Source organism: Streptomyces sp. NPDC056987 (assembly GCF_042673865.1).
Taxonomy (GTDB): Bacteria; Actinomycetota; Actinomycetes; order Streptomycetales; family Streptomycetaceae; genus Streptomyces.
In genome coordinates this window covers 1-18,508 of record NZ_JBHURV010000007.1, presented here as the reverse complement: position 1 = coordinate 18,508, position 18,508 = coordinate 1, and the positions used below count along the sequence as shown (strand labels likewise).

The following is an 18,508-nucleotide window of genomic DNA, read 5'->3' as shown; positions in this document are numbered from 1 at the left end:
ACCCGGCCGCCCGGCGCACCGGGCTCCACTATCCCCGTACCGCCGTCGCCGTCGTCTCAGCGCCCGCCAGCAGCTCCGTCACGATCCCCGGGCCGTCCAGCGTCAGCACCGACTCCGGATGGAACTGCACCGACGCGAACCCCGCGCCCCGCAGCGCGTGCACCTCCCCGCTCGCCGGGTCCCGGCTCACCTCCACGCCCCGCGCCGCCAGCCGCGCCGCCGCCGCGTCGTCGCACCGCGCGGTGAAGCTGTTGTAGAAGCCCACCGTCTCCTCCCGGCCAAAGAGCCCCACGCGGGTCTGGAGGCCCTGGTACGGCACCCGCTTGCGTACGGTCCCCAGCCCCAGCTCCGCCGCCAGCAGCTCGTGCCCCAGGCAGACCCCGAGCACCCCGTGGCGCCGGGTCCCGCGCGAGTCCAGCAGCTCCGCCGCCAGCCCGCGCAGCAGCCGCATCTTCGGGTCACCCGTGTCCGCCGGGTCACCCGGGCCGGGACCCAGCACCACGGGCCCCACCCGGTCCGCGTGGCCGAGCGCCGCCTCCCGCAGCCCCGCCTCGTCGTAGCGCCGTACGGTCACCGCCAGCCCCGAGGAGCGCAGGAGGTGGGCCAGCATCGCGGTGAAGGTGTCCTCGGCGTCGACGATCAGCGCATGCCCCGACAGCGCCGCGGTGGTCTCCCGCATCCGCAGCCAGAACGGCGCCAGATCCGCGCGCCGCGCGTCCAGCGCCGCCCGTACCCGCGGGTCGTCGGCGAGCCGGGGCAGGGCCGCCTGCGCGCGCGGGCGCCCCGGCCGTACCCCCAGCGCCGCCAGCACCCCCGCCGCCTTGGCGTGCGTCTCGGCCACCTCGCTCTCCGGCCGCGAGTGGCGTACGAGCGTGGCCCCGACCGGCACCCGCAGCGCGCCGTCGGCGCCGATGTCGGCGGTACGGATCAGGATCGGGGAGTCGAGGGTCGCCGCCCCGCCGGAGTCCCGCCCGAGGAGCGCGAGCGCGCCCGCGTAGTAGCCGCGTCCGCCCACCTCGTGGCGCTCGATGACCCGGCAGGCGTTCTGCACCGGCGAGCCGGTGACCGTCGCCGCGAACATCGTCTCCCGCAGCACCTCGCGCACATCGAGCGAGGAGCGCCCGCGCAGTTCGTACTCGGTGTGCGCGAGATGGGCCATCTCCTTGAGCCGGGGGCCGATCACCACCTCGCCCCGGTCGCCGACCGTGCACATCATCTTCAGCTCCTCGTCGACGACCATGGAGAGCTCGTCGGTCTCCTTGCGGTCGCCCAGGAACTCCAGCAGCGCCTCCGGATCGGGGCTCCCGGCCGGATAGCGGAAGGTCCCGCTGATGGGGTTCATCACGACGGTTCCGCCGCTCATCCGGACATGCACCTCGGGACTGGCCCCGACCAGCGTCCGCCCGCCGGACCGGCCGTCCCGGTCACCGCCGCCGGTACCGCCGGGCCCGCCCGTGTGCACCAGGAACGTCCAGTACGCGCCCTGCTCCCCGACGAGCAGCCGCCGGAAGAGCGCGAGGGCGTCCGCCCGGCCGAAGCCGGGGATCCGGCCCTCGAAGGTGCGCCGGATGACGAAGTTCGCGCCTTCGCCCCGGCCGATCTCCTCGTCGACGACCCGCCGCACGATCTCCGCGTACCGCTCGTCGTCGATGTCGAAGGCGCCGTCCTCGACCCGTACCGGGTGCGCGGGCAGCCGGTCGAGCACCTCGGTGAGGGGCACCTCGTACGTCTCGTCCGCGACCAGCACGGCCAGCGGCGTCCCGTCGTCCCGTACGTCGAAGCCGCGCTCCCTGATCTGCCGGAACGGCACCAGGGCCAGCGCGGTGCGGTCGCCCGCCGGGAGATCCGCGAGCCGCTCCGCCTCGTGCACGGAGCCGATCAGCAGCTCGACGGTGTCATGGTCACGGCCGGGGGTGCGGCGGCGCAGCAGGGCGAAGGGCGGGCAGTCGTCGTCCAGCAGCCGGCCGATCAGCCGGGCGGCCGGGGAAGGGCCGGTGGCCATCAGATCGGTGGCCATCGGGCCGGTGGCCATCGGGTCGGTGTTCATCTGCGGTGTTCCTTCCGGAGGAGGGAGAGGAACGGCCCGCTTCCCCGGCCGGGAACCTGGCATCCGGACCTGGAGAACACTGAAGGCCGCCCCTCGGGCGGCCTTCGTGATTCGTGGTGCGCGCGTGAATCAGTGGACCGCCGGACGAGCGGGCCACCACCAGGTCTGATGCGAATGCGCGAGCATGAGCCGCACGATAGCGCATGCGCCGGGGCACCGGTCTGTTCCACACTGTGAGCGCCGCGCCGCCCGGCGCCCTCGACCACGTAATCTGGAGCGCGTGACAGTGAACGCTGAGAACTCCGCCAAGCATGTGCCGTCCTGGCACGATCTTCCCGCTGCTCAGCAGCCGGAGTATCCGGACCGCGAAGCCCTGCGTGCTGTCGTGGCGGAGCTGGAGAGCTATCCGCCGCTGGTCTTCGCGGGGGAGTGCGACCAGCTCCGTGCCCGGCTGGCGTCCGTCGCCAAGGGCGAGGCGTTCCTGCTGCAGGGCGGTGACTGCGCCGAGGCGTTCGACGCCGTCTCCGCCGACCAGATCAGGAACAAGCTGAAGACCCTCCTTCAGATGGGTGCCGTTCTCACGTACGCGGCGTCCGTGCCGGTGGTCAAGGTCGGCCGGATCGCCGGGCAGTACTCGAAGCCGCGCTCCAAGGGCACCGAGACCCGCGACGGCGTGACCCTGCCGACGTACCGGGGCGACTCGGTCAACGGCTTCGCCTTCGACGAGAAGTCCCGCGTCCCCGACCCCGAGCGCCTCAAGCGGATGTACCACGCGTCCGCCGCGACGCTCAACCTGGTGCGCGCCTTCACCACGGGTGGATACGCCGACCTGCGCCAGGTGCACGCCTGGAACCAGGACTTCGTGAAGTCGTCCCCGTCGGGCCAGCGTTACGAGCAGCTCGCCCGCGAGATCGACAACGCGCTCAACTTCATGAAGGCGGCGGGCACCGACCCGGCCGAGTTCCGCACCGTCGAGTTCTACGCCTCGCACGAGGCGCTGCTGCTGGACTACGAGTCGGCGCTGGCCCGGGTCGACTCCCGGACCGGCGGGCTCTACGACGTCTCGGGCCACATGGTGTGGATCGGTGAGCGCACCCGCCAGCTCGACGGCGCGCACATCGAGTTCGCCTCGAAGATCAAGAACCCGATCGGGATCAAGCTCGGCCCGACGACCACCGTCGACGAGGCGCTGACCTACATCGACCGGCTCGACCCGGACCGCGAGCCCGGGCGGCTCACCTTCATCGTCCGCATGGGCGCCGACAAGGTCAGGGACAAGCTCCCGACCCTGGTCGAGAAGGTGACGGCGTCCGGCGCCACGGTGGCCTGGGTGACGGACCCGATGCACGGCAACACCTTCGAGGCGGCCTCCGGCCACAAGACCCGCCGCTTCGACGACGTGCTCGACGAGGTCAAGGGCTTCTTCGAGGTCCACAAGGCGCTCGGCACGCACCCGGGCGGCATCCACGTCGAGCTGACCGGCGACGACGTCACCGAGTGCGTGGGCGGCGGCGACGAGATCTTCGTCGACGATCTGCACCAGCGCTACGAGACGGCCTGCGACCCCCGGCTCAACCGCAGCCAGTCGCTGGACCTGGCCTTCCTGGTCGCGGAGATGTACCGGGACCAGTAGGAGCCTCCTGTACGGCCCGGTGGGGCGCGGATCGGTGTGATCCGCGCCCCACCTGTCTTTCCAGGACTTTTCCGTACCCGGCATGACAGGTAAGGTTAGGTTAGCCTCACCGATCATGCGGCGTGGCTCCACAGCAGCGGAACTCGGCGTCGGGAGGTGAACCGCGTGTACGTCTGCTCATGTTTCGGGATCACCGAGACGCAGGTGAAGGAACACGCGGCGGCCGGCGCGTGCACGCCCCGCGAGATCGCGTCGGCCAGCAAGGCCGGCACCGACTGCGGCTCGTGCGTACGGCGCATCCAGTCGCTCCTGGGGCGCGGTGGATGTCCGCGCCGTGAGCTGCTGGAGCAGCCACGGCAACAGCCGCAGCAGCCGCCCGCCCCGGCCCTCAGGGACGCCGCATAGGCCCGCTGTCCCGGCCGTTTCAGCCGTCGCAGCCGTCGCGGCTGTCTCAGCTGTCGGGCTGCTCGATGAGCTGGGCGATGTAGAGCGGTTCGCCGAGTTTCTCGATCAGCTCCAGTTGCGTGTCGAGATAGTCGATGTGGTGTTCCTCGTCCTCCAGGATCGATTCGAAGATCCCTTTAGATGTGTGGTCGCCTTTGGACCGCATCACGTCGATACCGCGCTTGAGGCGGTCGATCGCCTCCACCTCGACCTGCCGGTCCGCCTGGAACATCTCCGTGACCGTCTGGCCCACCCGTACATGGAAGAGCCGCTGATAGTTCGGCAGGCCCTCCAGGAACAGCAGCCGGTCGGTGAGGAGTTCAGCATGCTTCATCTCGTCGAACGACTCGGCCCGGGTGTACTTGGCGAGTTTCGTCCAGCCGAAGTTCTCCTGCATTTTCGAATGCAGAAAGTACTGATTGATCGCGGTCAGTTCGGCGGTCAGCTGCTCATTGAGGAATTCAATGACCTCGGGGTCGCCCTGCATCGCGCGGACTCCTTCCAAGCCGGTGACGGAGCGGAATGCTGGGCATCCTCGCACCGTGATCCGGAGGTCGTCCAGTAAGTGCACGCTTAGTAGGAGTTGCCGGAATCGAGGTGTACCTGGTCATCACCACCCCTCCCGGTCTGTCACCATGGAAGGCATGGGTCAGCCGGAGAGCCGGGAGCGTCGGGAGCCGGAAGTGTCCGAGCTGCCGCCGGGACAGCGCCTGCAGCGCGGCTGGCCGGTCACGCATTACGGCCCCGTACCGAAGTTCCGGCAGGAACGCTGGGAGTTCCGGGTCTTCGGCGCGACCGCCGACGGCGACAAACACTGCTGGAACCATGGTGAGTTCTCGGCGCTGCCGTTCTCCACCGTGGTCGCCGATCTGCACTGCGTCACAAAATTCAGCATGGTCGGGGCCGAATGGGGCGGGGTGCCCGCCCGGACGGTCGTGGAACTCGCGCCGCCCGCGCCGAACGTCACGCATGTGATGGTCTGGGCCGAGTACGGCTTCAGCTCGAATCTGCGGCTCGCCGACTTCGTATCCGACCGCACGATCTTCGCCACCCACAAGGACGGCGAATTGCTCACCGCGGAACACGGATTTCCGGTACGGCTCATCGTTCCGCAGCTCTACGCGTGGAAGGGCCCGAAATGGGTCCGGGGCGTGGAATACATGACCGCCGACCGCCGGGGTTTCTGGGAGGAACGCGGCTATCACAACGTCGGCGACCCCTGGTCCGAGCAGCGCTACTCCTACCAGGAACTCCCGGGCGACGGCCCCGAACTCTGACGGCCCCGCACTCTTTACGCGGCCGGGGCCCCGCCGGGAGTGAGGGCTCAGCCGTCGCGCAGCTTCTTCAGCCGGGCCACGTCCGCCGCGTGCCCCTCCTTGCCGCCCGGGGTCTCGATCACCAGCGGTACGCCCGCGGTCGCCGGATGCGTGAACAGCTCGCGGAACGGGTCCTCCCCGATGTGCCCCGCGCCGATGTTCTCGTGCCGGTCCTTGTGCGCGCCCGTCACATCCTTGGAGTCGTTGGCGTGGATCAGCTTGAGCCGGCCGGCGCCGACCGTGTCCACCAGCAGGTCCAGGGTCTGCCGCATGCCGTGCGGCCCGGTCAGGTCGTGCCCCGCGGCGAAGATGTGGCAGGTGTCCAGGCAGATCCCGAGCCGGGGGTGGGAGTCCAGCGCGTCGAAGTACGGGCCGAAGTCCCAGGTCCGTGAGCAGAGCGAGAAGCCCTGGCCCGCCGTCGACTCCAGCAGCAGGAACGGGTCGTCGTCGTGGGTCAGCTCGTCCAGGAGGGGCAGCATCCGCTCCCGTACCTGCGCGAGCGCCACCTCACGCGGCCGGCCGCCGGTCGCGGAACCGGTGTGCACGACCACACCCAGCGCGCCGATCTCCCGGCCCCGCCGCAGACTGTGGCGGAGCGACTCCACGGACTTCTCGGCGGTCGCCTCCGTGTGCGAGCCGAAGTTGATCAGATACGGGGCGTGTACGTACGCGGGGATCCGCGCCGCCGCGCACTCGGCGCGGAACCGCTCGTCCTGCGCCGGATTCCCGGCGGGCGTCGCCCAGCCGCGCGGATTGGCCGCGAAGACCTGGACGGTCTCCGCGCCCAGCTCGCGCGCGTACGCCAGACCGGCCGTGGCGAGCCCGCCGGCCACGGGGACATGGGCGCCGACAGGGTTGCGCATCTGTGTCTAGAGTCCCTTGGTCTTGAGGGTGATGGTGGAGCCCTCGGGGGCCTGTTCGCCGCCGGTGACGGACTGCTCGCCCACGGTGTCCCCCAGGAACGGGAAGCTCCGCTCGACCTCCACCTGGAAGCCCGCGTCCTCCAGCACCTTCTTCGCGGCCTCGGTGCCCTGCCCGGTCACATCCGGTACGGAGACCATCCGCGGGCCCTTGGAGACCGTCAGCGTGACCGTGTCGCCCTGCGCCAGGCGGGTCCCCTCGGCGGCGGACTGCCGGGCGACCGTGCCCTCGTCCTGCGCGGCGTTCACCTGCTCCGCGGCGATCTTCACCGTGAGCCCCGCGTCCTCCAGCTCGGTGGTGGCGTCGGCCACGGACGTGCCGGTCACATCGGGCATGTCGACGGGGGCGCCCTTGCTGACCAGGAGCGCGATCCCCGCGTCGGGCCGTACGTCCCGGCCCGCCGCGGGCGTGGAGCTGATCACCGTGCCCCGCGCGACGTCCTCGTCGAACTCCCGCTTGACCAGGCCGGCGGCCAGCCCGGCCTCCTTCAGGGCGGACCGCGCCTCGGCCAGCGTCTTGCCGGTCAGGTCGGGCACCCGGACGATCTCCGGGCCGCGCGAGATGACCAGCGTCACCGGACCGCTGCCCCGGACCCGGGAGCGGGGCTCCGGATCCGTCCCCATCACCGTGCCCCGGTCGAAGCTGTCGCTGAAGTCCCGGGTGACCTTCGCGTCCAGGCCCTCGGCGCCGAGCCGCTCGCGCGCCTCCTGCTCCGTCTGCCCGAGCAGCGACGGCACCCGGGTGAACTGGCCCGAGTTGATGTACCAGACCCCCGTCCCCACCCCGAGGACGAGCAGCACCGCGACGACCGCCGCGAGCACCCCGCGCGACGGCATCCCCCGGCGCCCCCCGGCCCCGTACCGGGACCGGCCGGCCGGCGGCCCGGCGTCCGGGGGCGGCATCTCCAGCCGGCTCGTGTGCCGGACGGGCTCGTCGTCGGGCTCCTCGACGGGCCGGATCCGGGGGATCACCGTCGTACGCCCGTCGGCGTCCGCGCCGGCCGCCGGCTCGGGCCTGGCCCGCGGCGGTACGGCGTCGAGCTGCGCGTCCGTGAGCGCCGCACGGGCCGCGCGGACCAGCGCCAGCAGCGCGACCGCGTCGAGCGGCCGGTCCTCGGGGTCACGGGCGGTCGCCGCGGCGACCAGCCGGTCCAGCTCCGGGGCGAGCCCGGGAACGGCGGCGGACGGGGCCGGCACGTCCTCGTTGAGATGGCGGTAGAGGACCTGCGCGGGGGTGTCCCCGGAGTGCGGCTTGGCACCGGTCAGCATCTCGTGCAGGACGACCCCGCAGGCGTACACATCGACGCGGGTGTCGGACGTGCCGTACTCGATCTGCTCCGGCGCGAGGTACGAGACCGTGCCGAGGACGGTCCCGGTGGTGTTGGTCACCTCCCCGACGCCCCTGACCAGCCCGAAGTCGGCGACCTTGACCCGGCCGTCGTCCCCTATCAGCACGTTCTCCGGCTTCATGTCCCGGTGGACGAACCCGGCCCGGTGCGCGGCGCCGAGCGCGGCGAGCACCGGCTCCAGGATGTCCAGCGCGGCCCGCGGGCGCAGCGCCCCGCGCTCCCGTACGACATCGCGCAGGGTGCACCCGGCGACGTACTCCATCGCCAGGTAGACGTACGCGCCCTCCGCGCCCTGGTCGAAGACCGCGACCACATTGGGGTGCGCCAGCCGCGCCACCGACTTGGCCTCGCGGATGAACCGCTCCACGAAGGAGACGTCCGCCGCGAGCGCCGGATGCATCACCTTGAGCGCCAGGACCCGGTCGAGCCGGGTGTCCACGGCCCGGTAGACCGTGGCCATGCCGCCGACCGCGATCCGCGCCTCGACGCGGTAACGGCCGTCGAGCACCTGCCCGACGATGGGGTCCTGAAGGGTCGTATCCACGCCGGTGAGTCTACGAGTCACCGCCGACACTCCCGAAGCCCCGGTCGGAGCGGGCGCACGACTGAAGCCGACCTGTGACAGGCCTCCCGGAGCGCCGTTACGCACCGGACGCGCCTCGGCCCCGTACGCGTGTGGCGCGCCGGGCGGTTCAGAAGCAGGGCCGCTCCGGGTCGAGCGCCGCCACCCCGTCCACCGGGGAGGACGCCTCCGCGAAGTGGCGGCGCGGGATCCGGCCCGCCCGCCGCGCCAGCCGGCCCGCCGCCACCGCGTGCCGCATCGCCTCGGCCATCAGCACCGGCTCCTGGGCGCGGGTGACCGCGGACGCCAGCATCACCGCGGCGCACCCCAGCTCCATCGCGAGCGCGGCGTCCGACGCGGTGCCCGCGCCCGCGTCCAGGATCACCGGGACGCCGGCGCGCTCCACGATGAGCTGGAAGTTGTGCGGGTTGCGGATGCCGAGCCCGGAGCCGATGGGCGAGCCGAGCGGCATGATCGCCGCGCACCCCACGTCCTCCAGCTTCGCCGCCAGGACCGGGTCGTCGTTGGTGTACGGCAGGACGGTGAACCCGTCGTCCACGAGGGTCTCCGCGGCGTCCAGCAGCTCCACCGGGTCGGGCAGCAGGGTGCGCTCGTCCGCGACGACCTCCAGCTTGATCCACTCGGTGCCGAGCGCCTCCCGGGCCAGGCGCGCGGTGAGGACGGCCTCGCCGGCGGTGAAGCAGCCCGCCGTGTTGGGCAGCGGGCGGATGCCGAGCCGGTCCAGCACGGAGAGCACGGACCCCTGCACGGTGGGGTCGAGTCGGCGCATCGCGACCGTGGTGAGTTCGGTGCCGGAGGCGATCAGCGAGCGTTCGAGGACATCGAGGCTGGGCGCCCCGCCCGTCCCCATGATCAGCCGGGAGGCGAACGTGGTGGAGCCGATGGTGAGCAGATCGTCGGCCATGTCCGTCAGCCTCCCTGGACGGCGGTGAGTACTTCGACCCGGTCGCCGTCGCTGAGCGCGGTGCCGGACCAGCGGGTACGGGGGACCACCGTCTCGTTGACGGCGGCGGCCACCCCGGAGCGCGCCGGGGTGAGGGTCGCGACGACGGTGTCGAGGGTGGTCGCGGCGGCGAACTCGCGTCGCTCGCCGTTGACGGAGACATGCATCACGGTGGTGTTCATGCGGACTGCTCCACAGGGGCGGCCGCGGACGCGCCGGACGCGGCCGCGGTGGCGGGAGTGGTGGACGTGCCGGACGCGCCGGCGGAGAAGCGCAGCGGGGTGAAGGGCGCCGCCTCGGGCGGGAGTTCACCCGTCGTCAGGACCGTGGCCAGGACATCGCCGGTGACCGGCGTCAGCAGGACCCCGTTGCGGTAGTGGCCGGTGGCCAGCGACAGACCCGGCAGCACGGTCGGCCCGAGCAGCGGCGCGTTGTCCGGCGAGCCGGGGCGCAGCCCGGCGCGGGTCTCGGTGAGCGGCAGCTCGGTGATGCCGGGCACCAGCTCGTGCGCGTCGCGCAGCAGCTCGTACACCCCGCCCGCCGTGACCGTCGTGTCCCAGCCCAGTTCCTCACTGGTCGCGCCGACGACCAGCTCGCCGTTCTCGCGCGGCACCAGATAGACTTGGCCGCCCCGCACCACGGCCCGTACCGTCCGAGACAGGAAGGGCCCGTGGCGGCGCGGCATCGTCAGGCGCAGGACCTGCCCCTTGACGGGCCGTACGGGCGGCACCGCCTCCGGGGGCACGCCCGCCAGCCTGCCGCTGAGGCTGCCGCCCGCCAGCACCACCCGGTCCGCGGCGAGCGCGCCGCCGTCGGCGAGGACGGCGCCCGCGGCCCGGTCCCGTACGACGGTGAGCTCCCGGGCCCAGGCGCGGTGGAAGACCACCCCGGCCCGCTCGCACGCCGTGAGGAGCGCCGCCGCGAGCCGGCGCGGGTCGATCTGGTGGTCGCCGTCGACCCGCAGGCCCCCGCGAACCCCCGGCGCCAGCATCGGCTCCAGACGCCGGCACTCGCGCCCCGTCAGCCACTCGGAGGCCAGCCCCGAGCGCCGCTGCAGCGCGTGCAGTTCGCGGAGCTGCGCTCGGTCGTCGGAGTCCAGGGCCACCGCGAGCGTGCCGCACGCCCGGTACCCGGTGTCCCGGCCGCTCGCCTCCTCCAGCTCCGCGACGAACGCCGGATACCGCCCGGCGGAGGCGAGATTGAGCCCGAGCAGGGTCTGCTCGCCGTGGTGCAGCTCGGTGACGGCGGCGAGCATGCCCGCCGCGACCCCCGCCGCGCCGCCGCCCGGGTCCGGGTCGGCGACGGCGGTACGCAGCCCGCGGAGGGCCGCGCGCCAGGCCGTGACCAGACCGATGATCCCGCCGCCGACGACCAGGACGTCGTACCCCGTGGGGGATGGCGGTGTGCGGGATGTCGGTGTGCGGGACGATGACCGTGTGGGTGCGTGCATGGGCGTCCAGCCCCTCCCTTCGCCGGCATGACCCGGATCAGGTTCGTACGGTCGGAGGCCGCTCCAGCCTCCCTCTCAGCCCGGTGCGTCCGGACTCCCGCGAGGTAGTGTCGACCGCCAGACTAACGCGCCGTCCACCAGGTCGTAAGGGAGCGTCACCATGGCCCGCTCGTTGGACGGACTCGTCCTCTCACCCGTCGCCGACCAGGCCCCGGGCCAGGTCGGGACCCGTACCCGCTTCGTCTACCACGAGGAGGACGGCCGTATCTGGGCCTCCTACGAAGGCGGCGACGTGGTCCGCGGCCACCTCGTGGGAACGCGTACCGGCGACCGTCTCGACTTCCGCTACGTCCAGTTGAGGCAGGGCGGCGAGACGTCCTCGGGGCACTGCGTCTCCACCGTCGTCGACCTCCCCGACGGCCGGGTCCGGCTGGAGGAGAGCTGGGAGTGGGAGTCCCGGGAAGGCAGCGGGACGAGCGTCGTGGAGGAGCTGCCCGCCGGCGCTCCGGTGGTTGTCTGATCACCGCCGCCCTACCTGTCCGCGACCTCTAAGGTGACCGGGTGAGCGAACAGCGGCAGGCACACGGACGTGACGGGCACGAGGGGTGGGACCCGCGCGACGGGCGGCCGGACGAGCCCGGGGTGGTCGTCGTCGGCGCGGGCATGGCGGGGGTGCGGACCGCCGTCGCCCTGCGCGAGAAGGGATACGGCGGCCGGATCACCCTGATCGGCGCGGAACCCCACCCGCCCTACGACCGGCCCCCGCTCTCCAAGGCGATCCTGCTCGGCACGGCCGAAGGGTCCGCCTTCGACATCGACTTCGGGGCCCTCTCCGTCGACCTCAGGCTCGGCCTGGAAGCCACCGGGCTGCGCCCGTCCGACCGGGAGCTGGACACCACCGCCGGGCCCGTCCCGTACGACGTGCTGGTCATCGCCACCGGCGCCGAACCCGCCGTACTGCCCGGCACGGAGGGCGTGCCCGGGGTCCACCCGCTGCGCACGCTCGACGACGCCGTGCGGCTGCGCCCCGTACTGGAGCGGCGGCGGCAGGTCGTCGTCGTGGGCGCCGGCTGGATCGGCGCGGAGTTCACCACCGCCGCCCGTGAGGCCGGGTGCGTGGTGACCGTCGTGGAGGCGGCCGACCGGCCCCTCGCGGGCGCCCTGCCCGCCGAGGTCGCCGCCCCCATGACCGACTGGTACGCGGAGAGCGGCGCCGAACTGCTGACGGGCACCGGTGTGGCCGCCGTCGAGCCGGGCACGGTGATCCTCGCGGACGGCCGCCGGCTCGCCGCGGACGCGGTGGTCGTCGGCATCGGCGCACGGCCCGCGACGGCCTGGCTCGCGGGCTCCGGCATCGCGCTCGGCGCGGACGGCTCGATCACCGCGGACGAACGGCTGCGCACCTCGCTGCCGGACGTGTACGCGGTCGGTGACTGCGCCTCCTTCCCGTCCGCGCGCTACGGCGAACGGCTCCTCGTCCACCACTGGGACAACGCGCTCCAGGGGCCGCTCACGGTCGCCGCGCAGGCCGTCGGGGAGACCGACCCGGTCTACGATCCGGTGCCGTACTTCTGGTCGGAGCAGTTCGGCCGGTTCGTCCAGTACGCGGGCCACCACGGGGCGGCCGACACCCTGGTACGGCGCGGCGACCCCGCGGGGGCGTCCTGGTCGGCGGTCTGGCTGCGCGACGGCGTCCTGGTGGCCCTGCTGGCCGTGGGGCGCCCCCGCGACCTGGCCCAGGGCCGCAAGCTGATCGAGGCGGGCGCGCGCCTCGACCGGGAGCTGACGGCCGACCCGGCGGTACCGCTGCGCAAGGCGGTCCGCTGAGCCGTCCGGCGGGCGGTCCGGGTCCGTTGTGCCCTGGTTTCCACCCCGTCCGGGGTGGCTCGGGGTGCCCGGTGTCAGTCCGGGATGGCACGCTTGTCCTGTGACCGAGATTGACGCAAAGATCGATGCTCTCGTCCCCGCCTGGCTTCACCTGCCCGATATCGCCGAAATGCTCGGTGTCGAGGTGACGCGCGTGCGGCAGTTGGTGAAGGAAGGCCAGCTCATCGCCGTGCGCCGGGGCGAGAACAGGACGCTCCAGGTTCCCGCCGCCTTCATCGACGGCACCAAGGTCGTCAAGGGGCTCGCCGGCACCCTGACGCTCCTGAGGGACGACCACTTCACCGACGAAGAGATGCTTGAGTGGCTCTTCACCCCCGACCCCAGCCTGCCCGGCACCCCCGCGCAGGCGCTCAGCGAGAATCGCGGTACGGAGGTGAAGCGCCGGGCTCAGGCGCTCGCCGTCTGACGGCCTCATCATCCGGGGACGGGCGGCGCCCGCCGCCGCCCGTCCAGGAAGTCACGTAGCTCCACACACAGCTCCGCGAGCGGTTCCGGACGCGGTTCCGGATGCGGTTTGCGGACGCGGATCCAACGGGGGGACCTTCCCATGCCCACGCCCCACGAGGCACTGTCCGACGCCCGGCTCTACCTGTGCGTGGACGCCCGCAAACGGCAGGGGGACCTCCCCGAGTTCCTCGACGCCGTGCTGGCCTCCGGCGTGGACATCGTCCAGCTCCGCGACAAGGACATGGAGGCGGCCGAGGAACTGGACCACCTCCGGGTCTTCGCGGACGCCTGCCGCCGCCACGGCAGGCTGCTCGCCGTGAACGACCGCGCCGACGTCGCGCACGCCATCGGCTCCGACGTGCTCCACCTCGGCCAGGGCGACCTGCCCGTCCCGGCGGCGCGGGCGATCCTCGGCCCCACCCCGCTGATCGGCCGCTCCACCCACGCGCGCACCGAGGTGGACGCGGCGCTCGCCGAGCCCGGCGTGGACTACTTCTGTACGGGCCCCTGCTGGCCCACCCCCACCAAGCCGGGCCGGCACGCCCCGGGCCTCGACCTGGTGCGGTACGCGGCGGCGAGCGGCACGGACCGCCCGTGGTTCGCGATCGGCGGGATCGACGCGGGCAACCTGGACCAGGTGCTGGACGCCGGGGCCCGCCGCGTCGTCGTCGTACGGGCGATCACGGAGGCCGACGACCCGGCGGCGGCGACGGCGGCCCTGGCCGGACGGATACGGGCGCGCGCCGCCTGACCGGCGGCGGAAGGGTGTTCCGGCCGCGCGCCACCTGACCAGTGGCGGGGCCGTGTCACAGGTGTCCGGCGTATGTCCGAGGGATGGACACTTGCCGGGCAATACCGCTGAAAGCCTCCCGCCCGGTTGGGTCGCCGCCACGCCCTGGATAACCTGCACATATGGCCCTCGGTACAGCTTCGACCAGATCGGATCACGCGCGCACGGTGCGTGATCTGCTCGCGACCGGCAAAACCTCGTACTCCTTCGAGTTCTGGGCGCCCAAGACCGAGAAGGGTGAGCGCAACCTCTGGAACGCGCTGCGCAGGGTCGAGGCGGTCGCCCCGAGCTTCGTCTCCGTGACCTACGGGGCCGGCGGCTCCACCCGGGACGGCACGGTCAGGGCCACGGAACGGATCGCCGCCGACACCACCCTCACCCCCGTCGCGCACCTCACGGCCGTCGGCCAGTCCGTCGCCGAGCTGCGCAACATGATCGGGCAGTACGCCGACGCCGGGATACGCAACATCCTCGCCGTACGGGGCGACCCGCCCGGCGACCCGATGGGGGAGTGGATCGAGCACCCCGAGGGCGTGCGGTACGCGGCCGACCTGGTCAGGCTCATCAAGGAGTCCGGAGACTTCTGCGTCGGCGTGGCCGCCTTCCCCGAGATGCATCCGCGCTCGGCCGACTGGGACACCGACATCCGCCACTTCGTCGCCAAGTGCCGGGCGGGCGCCGACTACGCGATCACCCAGATGTTCTTCGAGCCCGAGGGTTATCTGCGGCTGCGCGACCGGGTCGACGCCGCGGGTTGCGCGACCCCGATCATTCCGGAGATCATGCCGGTCACCAGTGTGAAGATGCTGGAGCGATTGCCCCAGCTCTCCACCGCGGTCTTCCCGGCGGAGCTGAAAGAGCGGATCCTCTCGGTGAAGGACGATCCGGCCGCTGTACGCTCGATCGGCATCGAGTTCGCGACGGAGTTCTGCGCCGGCCTGCTGTCCGAGGGCGTACCTGGCCTGCACTTCATCACACTCAACAATTCCACGGCGACGCTCGAAATCTACGAGAATCTCGGACTGCACGAGCAGTCGTGACTAGGGGCGGGCATGGGCTGGACGGTCCTCTACATCGCATTCGGCATCGTTGCCCTGTGGCTGCTGGGCGAGGTGTTGCTCCAGTACAAGGCGCGGCTGCGCTGGCGGCTGCTCGCCTTCACCGGGTTCATGGGTGTGGTGCTCGGTGTGCTGATCCCGAACGTCTTCGTCATCGTGCTCGGCACGATCGCCTTCGCGGTCGGCCAGACATATGTGACGCTCTCGTTCCGCAGCGGCTTCTCGACGGGGTGGGCGATCGCCGGCCGGCCGACGGTCAGCAAACGGCGCAGGGCCGCCAAGGAGGAGGCCGCCGACCGCGAACCCGCGCTTGAGGTCTCGGACCTGGAGTACGAGCCGGCCGCCGCCCAGGAGCCCCTCCCGGTCCGTCCGGCCGCCGACGCCGCGTCCGTGTACACCACGGAGCCGATGCCCGACGAGACCGGGCAGTACGGCGTCTACGACGACGCGCTCCAGGACCCCCGCTCGGCCTCCCGGGCGAACGCCGACGCGGCCATGGGCACGGCGGACGCGGGCGGTTACGGCGGCGGGTACGACCCGTACTCCGGCTACGGGACCCAGCAGACCGGCCAGGACGCCTACGCGGCGCACGACCCCTACGCCACGCACGACGGCTACGCGAACCAGGACGCGTACGCGGGGCAGGGCGGCTACGGGGCGCAGAACACCTACGCCGCGGACCAGGACGCCTACAACCAGCAGACCCAGCAGTACGGTTACGGGACCGGCGAGCAGCAGTACGCGGCCTACTCCGACCCGTACGGTGGCGGCGCGGTCAACGGCGGCCAGCAGTACGACACGTACGACAGCTTCGGCGGCCGGCAGCAGTACGCGGCGCCGTACGGCGAACACGACCAGCACCAGCAGCAGCACCAGCAGCAGTACGCCAACGACACCCCGCCCGGCGGGGTATGGGTCCCGCAGCAGCGCGAGCGCCAGGACGACCCGTTCCCCCCGGCGCCGGGCGAGAAGCCCCAGCAGGGGTACGACGCGGGATCCGGTTCGGGCTCCGGCTCCGGTTCCGGCTCCGGCTACAACAACGACCAGTACCGCTACTGACCGCCCGCGTACCGCCCGCTCACCGCGAGCCCCGGAACTCCGGTCCCTCGACGACCAGTCCGGCGACCAGCGCCCCCGACATGCCCGCGTGCGCGAGCCCGCCGCCCGGGTGCGCCCAGCCGCCGGCGCGGTGGAGACCCGGCAGCCGGGTGGTGTTCGCGGGGTGCAGCAGCCGCCCCTCCGCCCCGGCCAGCGCGGGTGGGGGGACCGAGCCCCCCGCGGACCCCGTCCGCGCCGCGGTGTCGGCGGGCGTCCGTGTCTCGTGCCACAGCAGCCGCTCCGGCAGCCCGGGCACGGCCGCCTCCGCCGCCGACATCAGAAGCTCCGCGTACCGCTCGCGGAGCGCCGCGTCGGACCAGTCGACCGGGCCGTGCGGGGCGACGGTCGCGGTGAGCGTGACGGCCTCGTGCCCGCCGTCGGGGCGCGTCGCCGGGTCGTCGGGCCGCAGCACCGTGACCGTCGGCCGCTCCGCCGGGCGCCCGCCGAAGACGGCGGCCGCCTCGGCCCCGCCGTCGGGGGAGTGCACCACCGTCCGGTGCGCGGCGTCCTCGTCCCGGCCGCCGCGCAGCGCCAGCAGGACCGTGAACCGGCCGGGCACCGACCCGTCGTCCCGCTCCGCCACGGCCGCTTCATCGGCGGCACCGGTGTCGCCACGGCCGCCGGAGTCGCCGGTGCCGGATCCGCCCGGGTGCGCGGCCAGGAGCCGGCCGGGCGCGACCCCCGCCACCACCGCGTCGGCCTCGACGAGCGTGCCGTCCGCCAGCTCCACACCGGCCGCGGCGCCGTCCTTCTCGACGATCCGGGTCACCTCGGCGCCGAAGACGAACTCGACCCTGCGGGCCAGGCACCGTTCGTACACCGCCCGGGCCAACTCCCGCATGCCGCCCCGCACATACCAGCTGCCGAAGGTCTGCTCCAGATACGGCAGCACCGCGGCGCTCGCCGGGGCGTGCCGCGGATCGAGTCCGTACGACAGCGCGCAGCCGTCCAGCAGCGCCGCCAGCCGTGGGTCGCCCAGCTCCCAGGCGCCGACCTCGGCGACCGTGGTGGCCAGCCGGGGGGAGCGCAGCAGCCGGCGCCGCGGCACCGCCGGATACGGGTCGCGCCCGAGCACCCGCGGGTCGCGCCACAGCGGCTCCTCCAGCAGCGGCCGCCGCGAGCGGTCCCAGGCGTCCCTGGCCCGGCCGAGGAACTCCGCCCAGCGCTCACCGGCACCCGCGCCGAGCGCCGCGTCCAGTGCCGCGACGGCGCCCGCCCGCGACGCGTTGGGCAGCCGTACGTCCGTACCGTCGGCGAAGAGATGGCGGCTCGCCGGGTCCACCTGAACGAGCTCCACGCTCCGCTCCAGGGACTCCTTGCCGGTCTTCACGAACAGATCGCGGTAGACCGCGGGAAGATGCAGCAGCCCGGGACCGGTGTCGAAGACGAACCCGTCCCGCTCGAACCGCTCCACCGCGCCGCCGTAGGTCGCCGAGCGCTCGTACACCGTCACCCGGTGGCCCGCCACGGCCAGCCGGGCGGCCGCGGCCATGGCGCCCATCCCGGCCCCGATCATCACCATCCGTCCCATGCGTACGAGCCTATCCACCGTCACTGACAGCCCGGCGCCGCGTCCTGCGCCGCAGGAACCGGCGGATCCTGGTGGCCAGGAAGAACACCGTCGCGACGCCCGCCACCAGCAGCATCCCCGCGATGACCGCGGCGGCGACCGGGTGGAACAGCGCGAAGACGACGATCCCGGCGACGCCCAGGTCCTCCGCCGTGCTCATCAGGACGTTGCTCACCGGCTCGGGGGACGTGTTGATCGCCATCCGGGTCCCGGCCTTGACGAGATGGCTCACCAGCGCCGTCGAGCCGCCCACGGCGCCCGCCGCCAGCTCCGGCAGCGAGCCGCTCTCCCCGGCGAGCAGCGCGCCGACCACCGCGCCCGCGAGGGGTCTGACGACGGTGTGGACGGAGTCCCACACGGTGTCGACGTACGGGATCTTGTCCGCCACCGCCTCACAGAGGAAGAGCGCCCCCACGACGATCAGCACGTCGGTGCGCTGCAGCGAGGCGGGCACCTCGTCGGTCAGCCCGGCGGCGCCGAAGAGGCCCAGCAGGAGCACCACCGCGTAGGCGTTGACGCCGCTGGCCCAGCCGCTCGTGAAGATCAGGGGAAGTACGGACACGGACGCGATCGTAGCCGCGCGGACCGGGAGTGGGCAGGAGTACCGAGTTCTGAGTACAGGTACCTAGTAGGTGAGTTGAGTAGGTACGCGGATGGGCCGCGACCTGCGCGAACGGAAGAGTGGAGCCCACGGAAGGGGCGCGGCTCCGGTACCGCCGACACGGGGCGGCGGAACAGGCGCGGCTCCCCGGACGTGACGGGGGTGCGGTACGGAGGGCCCGGCGACCACGGGGGATCCACGGAGGATCGGTGGAGGGCGGGCCCTCCGGCACCACGGGGGAAGGGGTGGGCACCAAGGGGGGTGCGTCCAGAGGGAGACGCGAAGCAGGGGGAATCAGGGGGGAACGGGGGAACGGGGGAACGGGGGAACGGGGGAACGCGTCGGTCCGGTGCGGCTCATGGGGGATGAGCC

Annotated in this window: 18 protein-coding genes and 1 riboswitch; of the genes, 9 read left to right on the top strand and 9 right to left on the bottom strand. The window is 72.8% G+C overall.

From position 1 onward, the window contains the following. Positions 1-28: 28 nt before the first annotated feature. The gene (locus ACFTZC_RS10465) at positions 29-2,002 is read right to left on the bottom strand and encodes a chorismate-binding protein (RefSeq protein ID WP_382888603.1); all 1,974 of its coding nucleotides are present in this window, start codon (positions 2,000-2,002) and stop codon (positions 29-31) included. A 325-nt stretch (positions 2,003-2,327) separates the two neighbouring features. Here ACFTZC_RS10465 and ACFTZC_RS10460 point away from each other — a divergent pair, with 325 nt between their 5' ends. Continuing rightward, complete coding sequence (locus ACFTZC_RS10460) at positions 2,328-3,680, top strand: class II 3-deoxy-7-phosphoheptulonate synthase (RefSeq protein ID WP_382888390.1); 1,353 nt, start codon at positions 2,328-2,330, stop codon at positions 3,678-3,680. A gap of 156 nt (positions 3,681-3,836) precedes the next feature. Continuing rightward, positions 3,837-4,085, top strand: coding sequence for a bacterioferritin-associated ferredoxin (locus ACFTZC_RS10455; RefSeq protein WP_382888389.1), 249 nt, complete (start codon positions 3,837-3,839; stop codon positions 4,083-4,085). Between the two features lie 46 nt (positions 4,086-4,131). Here ACFTZC_RS10455 and bfr read toward each other — a convergent pair whose 3' ends face one another. Then, positions 4,132-4,611 (bottom strand): bacterioferritin, encoded by a 480-nt coding sequence (gene bfr / locus ACFTZC_RS10450; protein WP_382888602.1) that lies wholly within the window; start codon positions 4,609-4,611, stop codon positions 4,132-4,134. A gap of 157 nt (positions 4,612-4,768) precedes the next feature. On the opposite strand from bfr, the gene ACFTZC_RS10445 reads away from it, so the two are divergent. Continuing rightward, positions 4,769-5,401, top strand: coding sequence for a sulfite oxidase-like oxidoreductase (locus ACFTZC_RS10445; RefSeq protein ID WP_382888388.1), 633 nt, complete (start codon positions 4,769-4,771; stop codon positions 5,399-5,401). 47 nt (positions 5,402-5,448) lie between these two features. Here the strand turns inward: ACFTZC_RS10445 and ACFTZC_RS10440 are convergent, their stop codons facing one another. The 5 genes from ACFTZC_RS10440 to thiO all read right to left on the bottom strand — a co-directional run bounded on the left by ACFTZC_RS10440 (position 5,449) and on the right by thiO (position 10,685). Beyond that, the gene (locus ACFTZC_RS10440; RefSeq protein ID WP_382888387.1) at positions 5,449-6,303 is read right to left on the bottom strand and encodes a deoxyribonuclease IV; all 855 of its coding nucleotides are present in this window, start codon (positions 6,301-6,303) and stop codon (positions 5,449-5,451) included. Between the two features lie 6 nt (positions 6,304-6,309). Next, positions 6,310-8,253: a Stk1 family PASTA domain-containing Ser/Thr kinase gene (gene pknB, locus ACFTZC_RS10435; RefSeq protein ID WP_382888386.1), complete on the bottom strand. Its 1,944-nt coding sequence runs from the start codon at positions 8,251-8,253 to the stop codon at positions 6,310-6,312. Positions 8,254-8,401: 148 nt separating this feature from the next. After that, positions 8,402-9,196, bottom strand: a complete 795-nt coding sequence (locus ACFTZC_RS10430) for a thiazole synthase (protein WP_382888385.1) — start codon at positions 9,194-9,196, stop codon at positions 8,402-8,404. A 5-nt stretch (positions 9,197-9,201) separates the two neighbouring features. After that, positions 9,202-9,402 (bottom strand): sulfur carrier protein ThiS, encoded by a 201-nt coding sequence (gene thiS, locus ACFTZC_RS10425; protein WP_382888601.1) that lies wholly within the window; start codon positions 9,400-9,402, stop codon positions 9,202-9,204. 11 nt (positions 9,403-9,413) lie between these two features. Next, the gene (thiO, locus tag ACFTZC_RS10420) at positions 9,414-10,685 is read right to left on the bottom strand and encodes a glycine oxidase ThiO (RefSeq protein ID WP_382888384.1); all 1,272 of its coding nucleotides are present in this window, start codon (positions 10,683-10,685) and stop codon (positions 9,414-9,416) included. After that, positions 10,683-10,796: riboswitch (TPP riboswitch) on the bottom strand. It overlaps the preceding gene by 3 nt. 49 nt (positions 10,797-10,845) lie before the next feature. Between thiO and ACFTZC_RS10415 the strand changes: the two genes are divergently transcribed. The 6 genes from ACFTZC_RS10415 to ACFTZC_RS10390 all read left to right on the top strand — a co-directional run bounded on the left by ACFTZC_RS10415 (position 10,846) and on the right by ACFTZC_RS10390 (position 15,926). Next, positions 10,846-11,205: a hypothetical protein gene (locus tag ACFTZC_RS10415; protein ID WP_382888383.1), complete on the top strand. Its 360-nt coding sequence runs from the start codon at positions 10,846-10,848 to the stop codon at positions 11,203-11,205. A gap of 143 nt (positions 11,206-11,348) precedes the next feature. Beyond that, positions 11,349-12,512: an NAD(P)/FAD-dependent oxidoreductase gene (locus ACFTZC_RS10410; protein WP_382888600.1), complete on the top strand. Its 1,164-nt coding sequence runs from the start codon at positions 11,349-11,351 to the stop codon at positions 12,510-12,512. A 100-nt stretch (positions 12,513-12,612) separates the two neighbouring features. After that, positions 12,613-12,978 carry an Rv2175c family DNA-binding protein gene (locus tag ACFTZC_RS10405; protein WP_365806634.1) on the top strand — a complete coding sequence of 122 codons (366 nt, stop codon included), beginning with the start codon at positions 12,613-12,615 and terminating at the stop codon, positions 12,976-12,978. A 141-nt stretch (positions 12,979-13,119) separates the two neighbouring features. Continuing rightward, positions 13,120-13,770: a thiamine phosphate synthase gene (thiE, locus tag ACFTZC_RS10400; protein ID WP_382888382.1), complete on the top strand. Its 651-nt coding sequence runs from the start codon at positions 13,120-13,122 to the stop codon at positions 13,768-13,770. 161 nt (positions 13,771-13,931) lie between these two features. After that, positions 13,932-14,849, top strand: a complete 918-nt coding sequence (gene metF, locus ACFTZC_RS10395; protein ID WP_365806631.1) for a methylenetetrahydrofolate reductase [NAD(P)H] — start codon at positions 13,932-13,934, stop codon at positions 14,847-14,849. A 12-nt stretch (positions 14,850-14,861) separates the two neighbouring features. Continuing rightward, positions 14,862-15,926 (top strand): hypothetical protein, encoded by a 1,065-nt coding sequence (locus tag ACFTZC_RS10390; RefSeq protein WP_382888381.1) that lies wholly within the window; start codon positions 14,862-14,864, stop codon positions 15,924-15,926. Positions 15,927-15,945: 19 nt separating this feature from the next. Here the strand turns inward: ACFTZC_RS10390 and ACFTZC_RS10385 are convergent, their stop codons facing one another. Both ACFTZC_RS10385 and ACFTZC_RS10380 read right to left on the bottom strand, forming a co-directional pair. After that, positions 15,946-17,496 (bottom strand): phytoene desaturase family protein, encoded by a 1,551-nt coding sequence (locus ACFTZC_RS10385; protein WP_382888380.1) that lies wholly within the window; start codon positions 17,494-17,496, stop codon positions 15,946-15,948. Positions 17,497-17,506: 10 nt separating this feature from the next. Continuing rightward, positions 17,507-18,097 carry a DUF4126 domain-containing protein gene (locus ACFTZC_RS10380; RefSeq protein ID WP_382888379.1) on the bottom strand — a complete coding sequence of 197 codons (591 nt, stop codon included), beginning with the start codon at positions 18,095-18,097 and terminating at the stop codon, positions 17,507-17,509. Positions 18,098-18,508 lie beyond the last annotated feature (411 nt).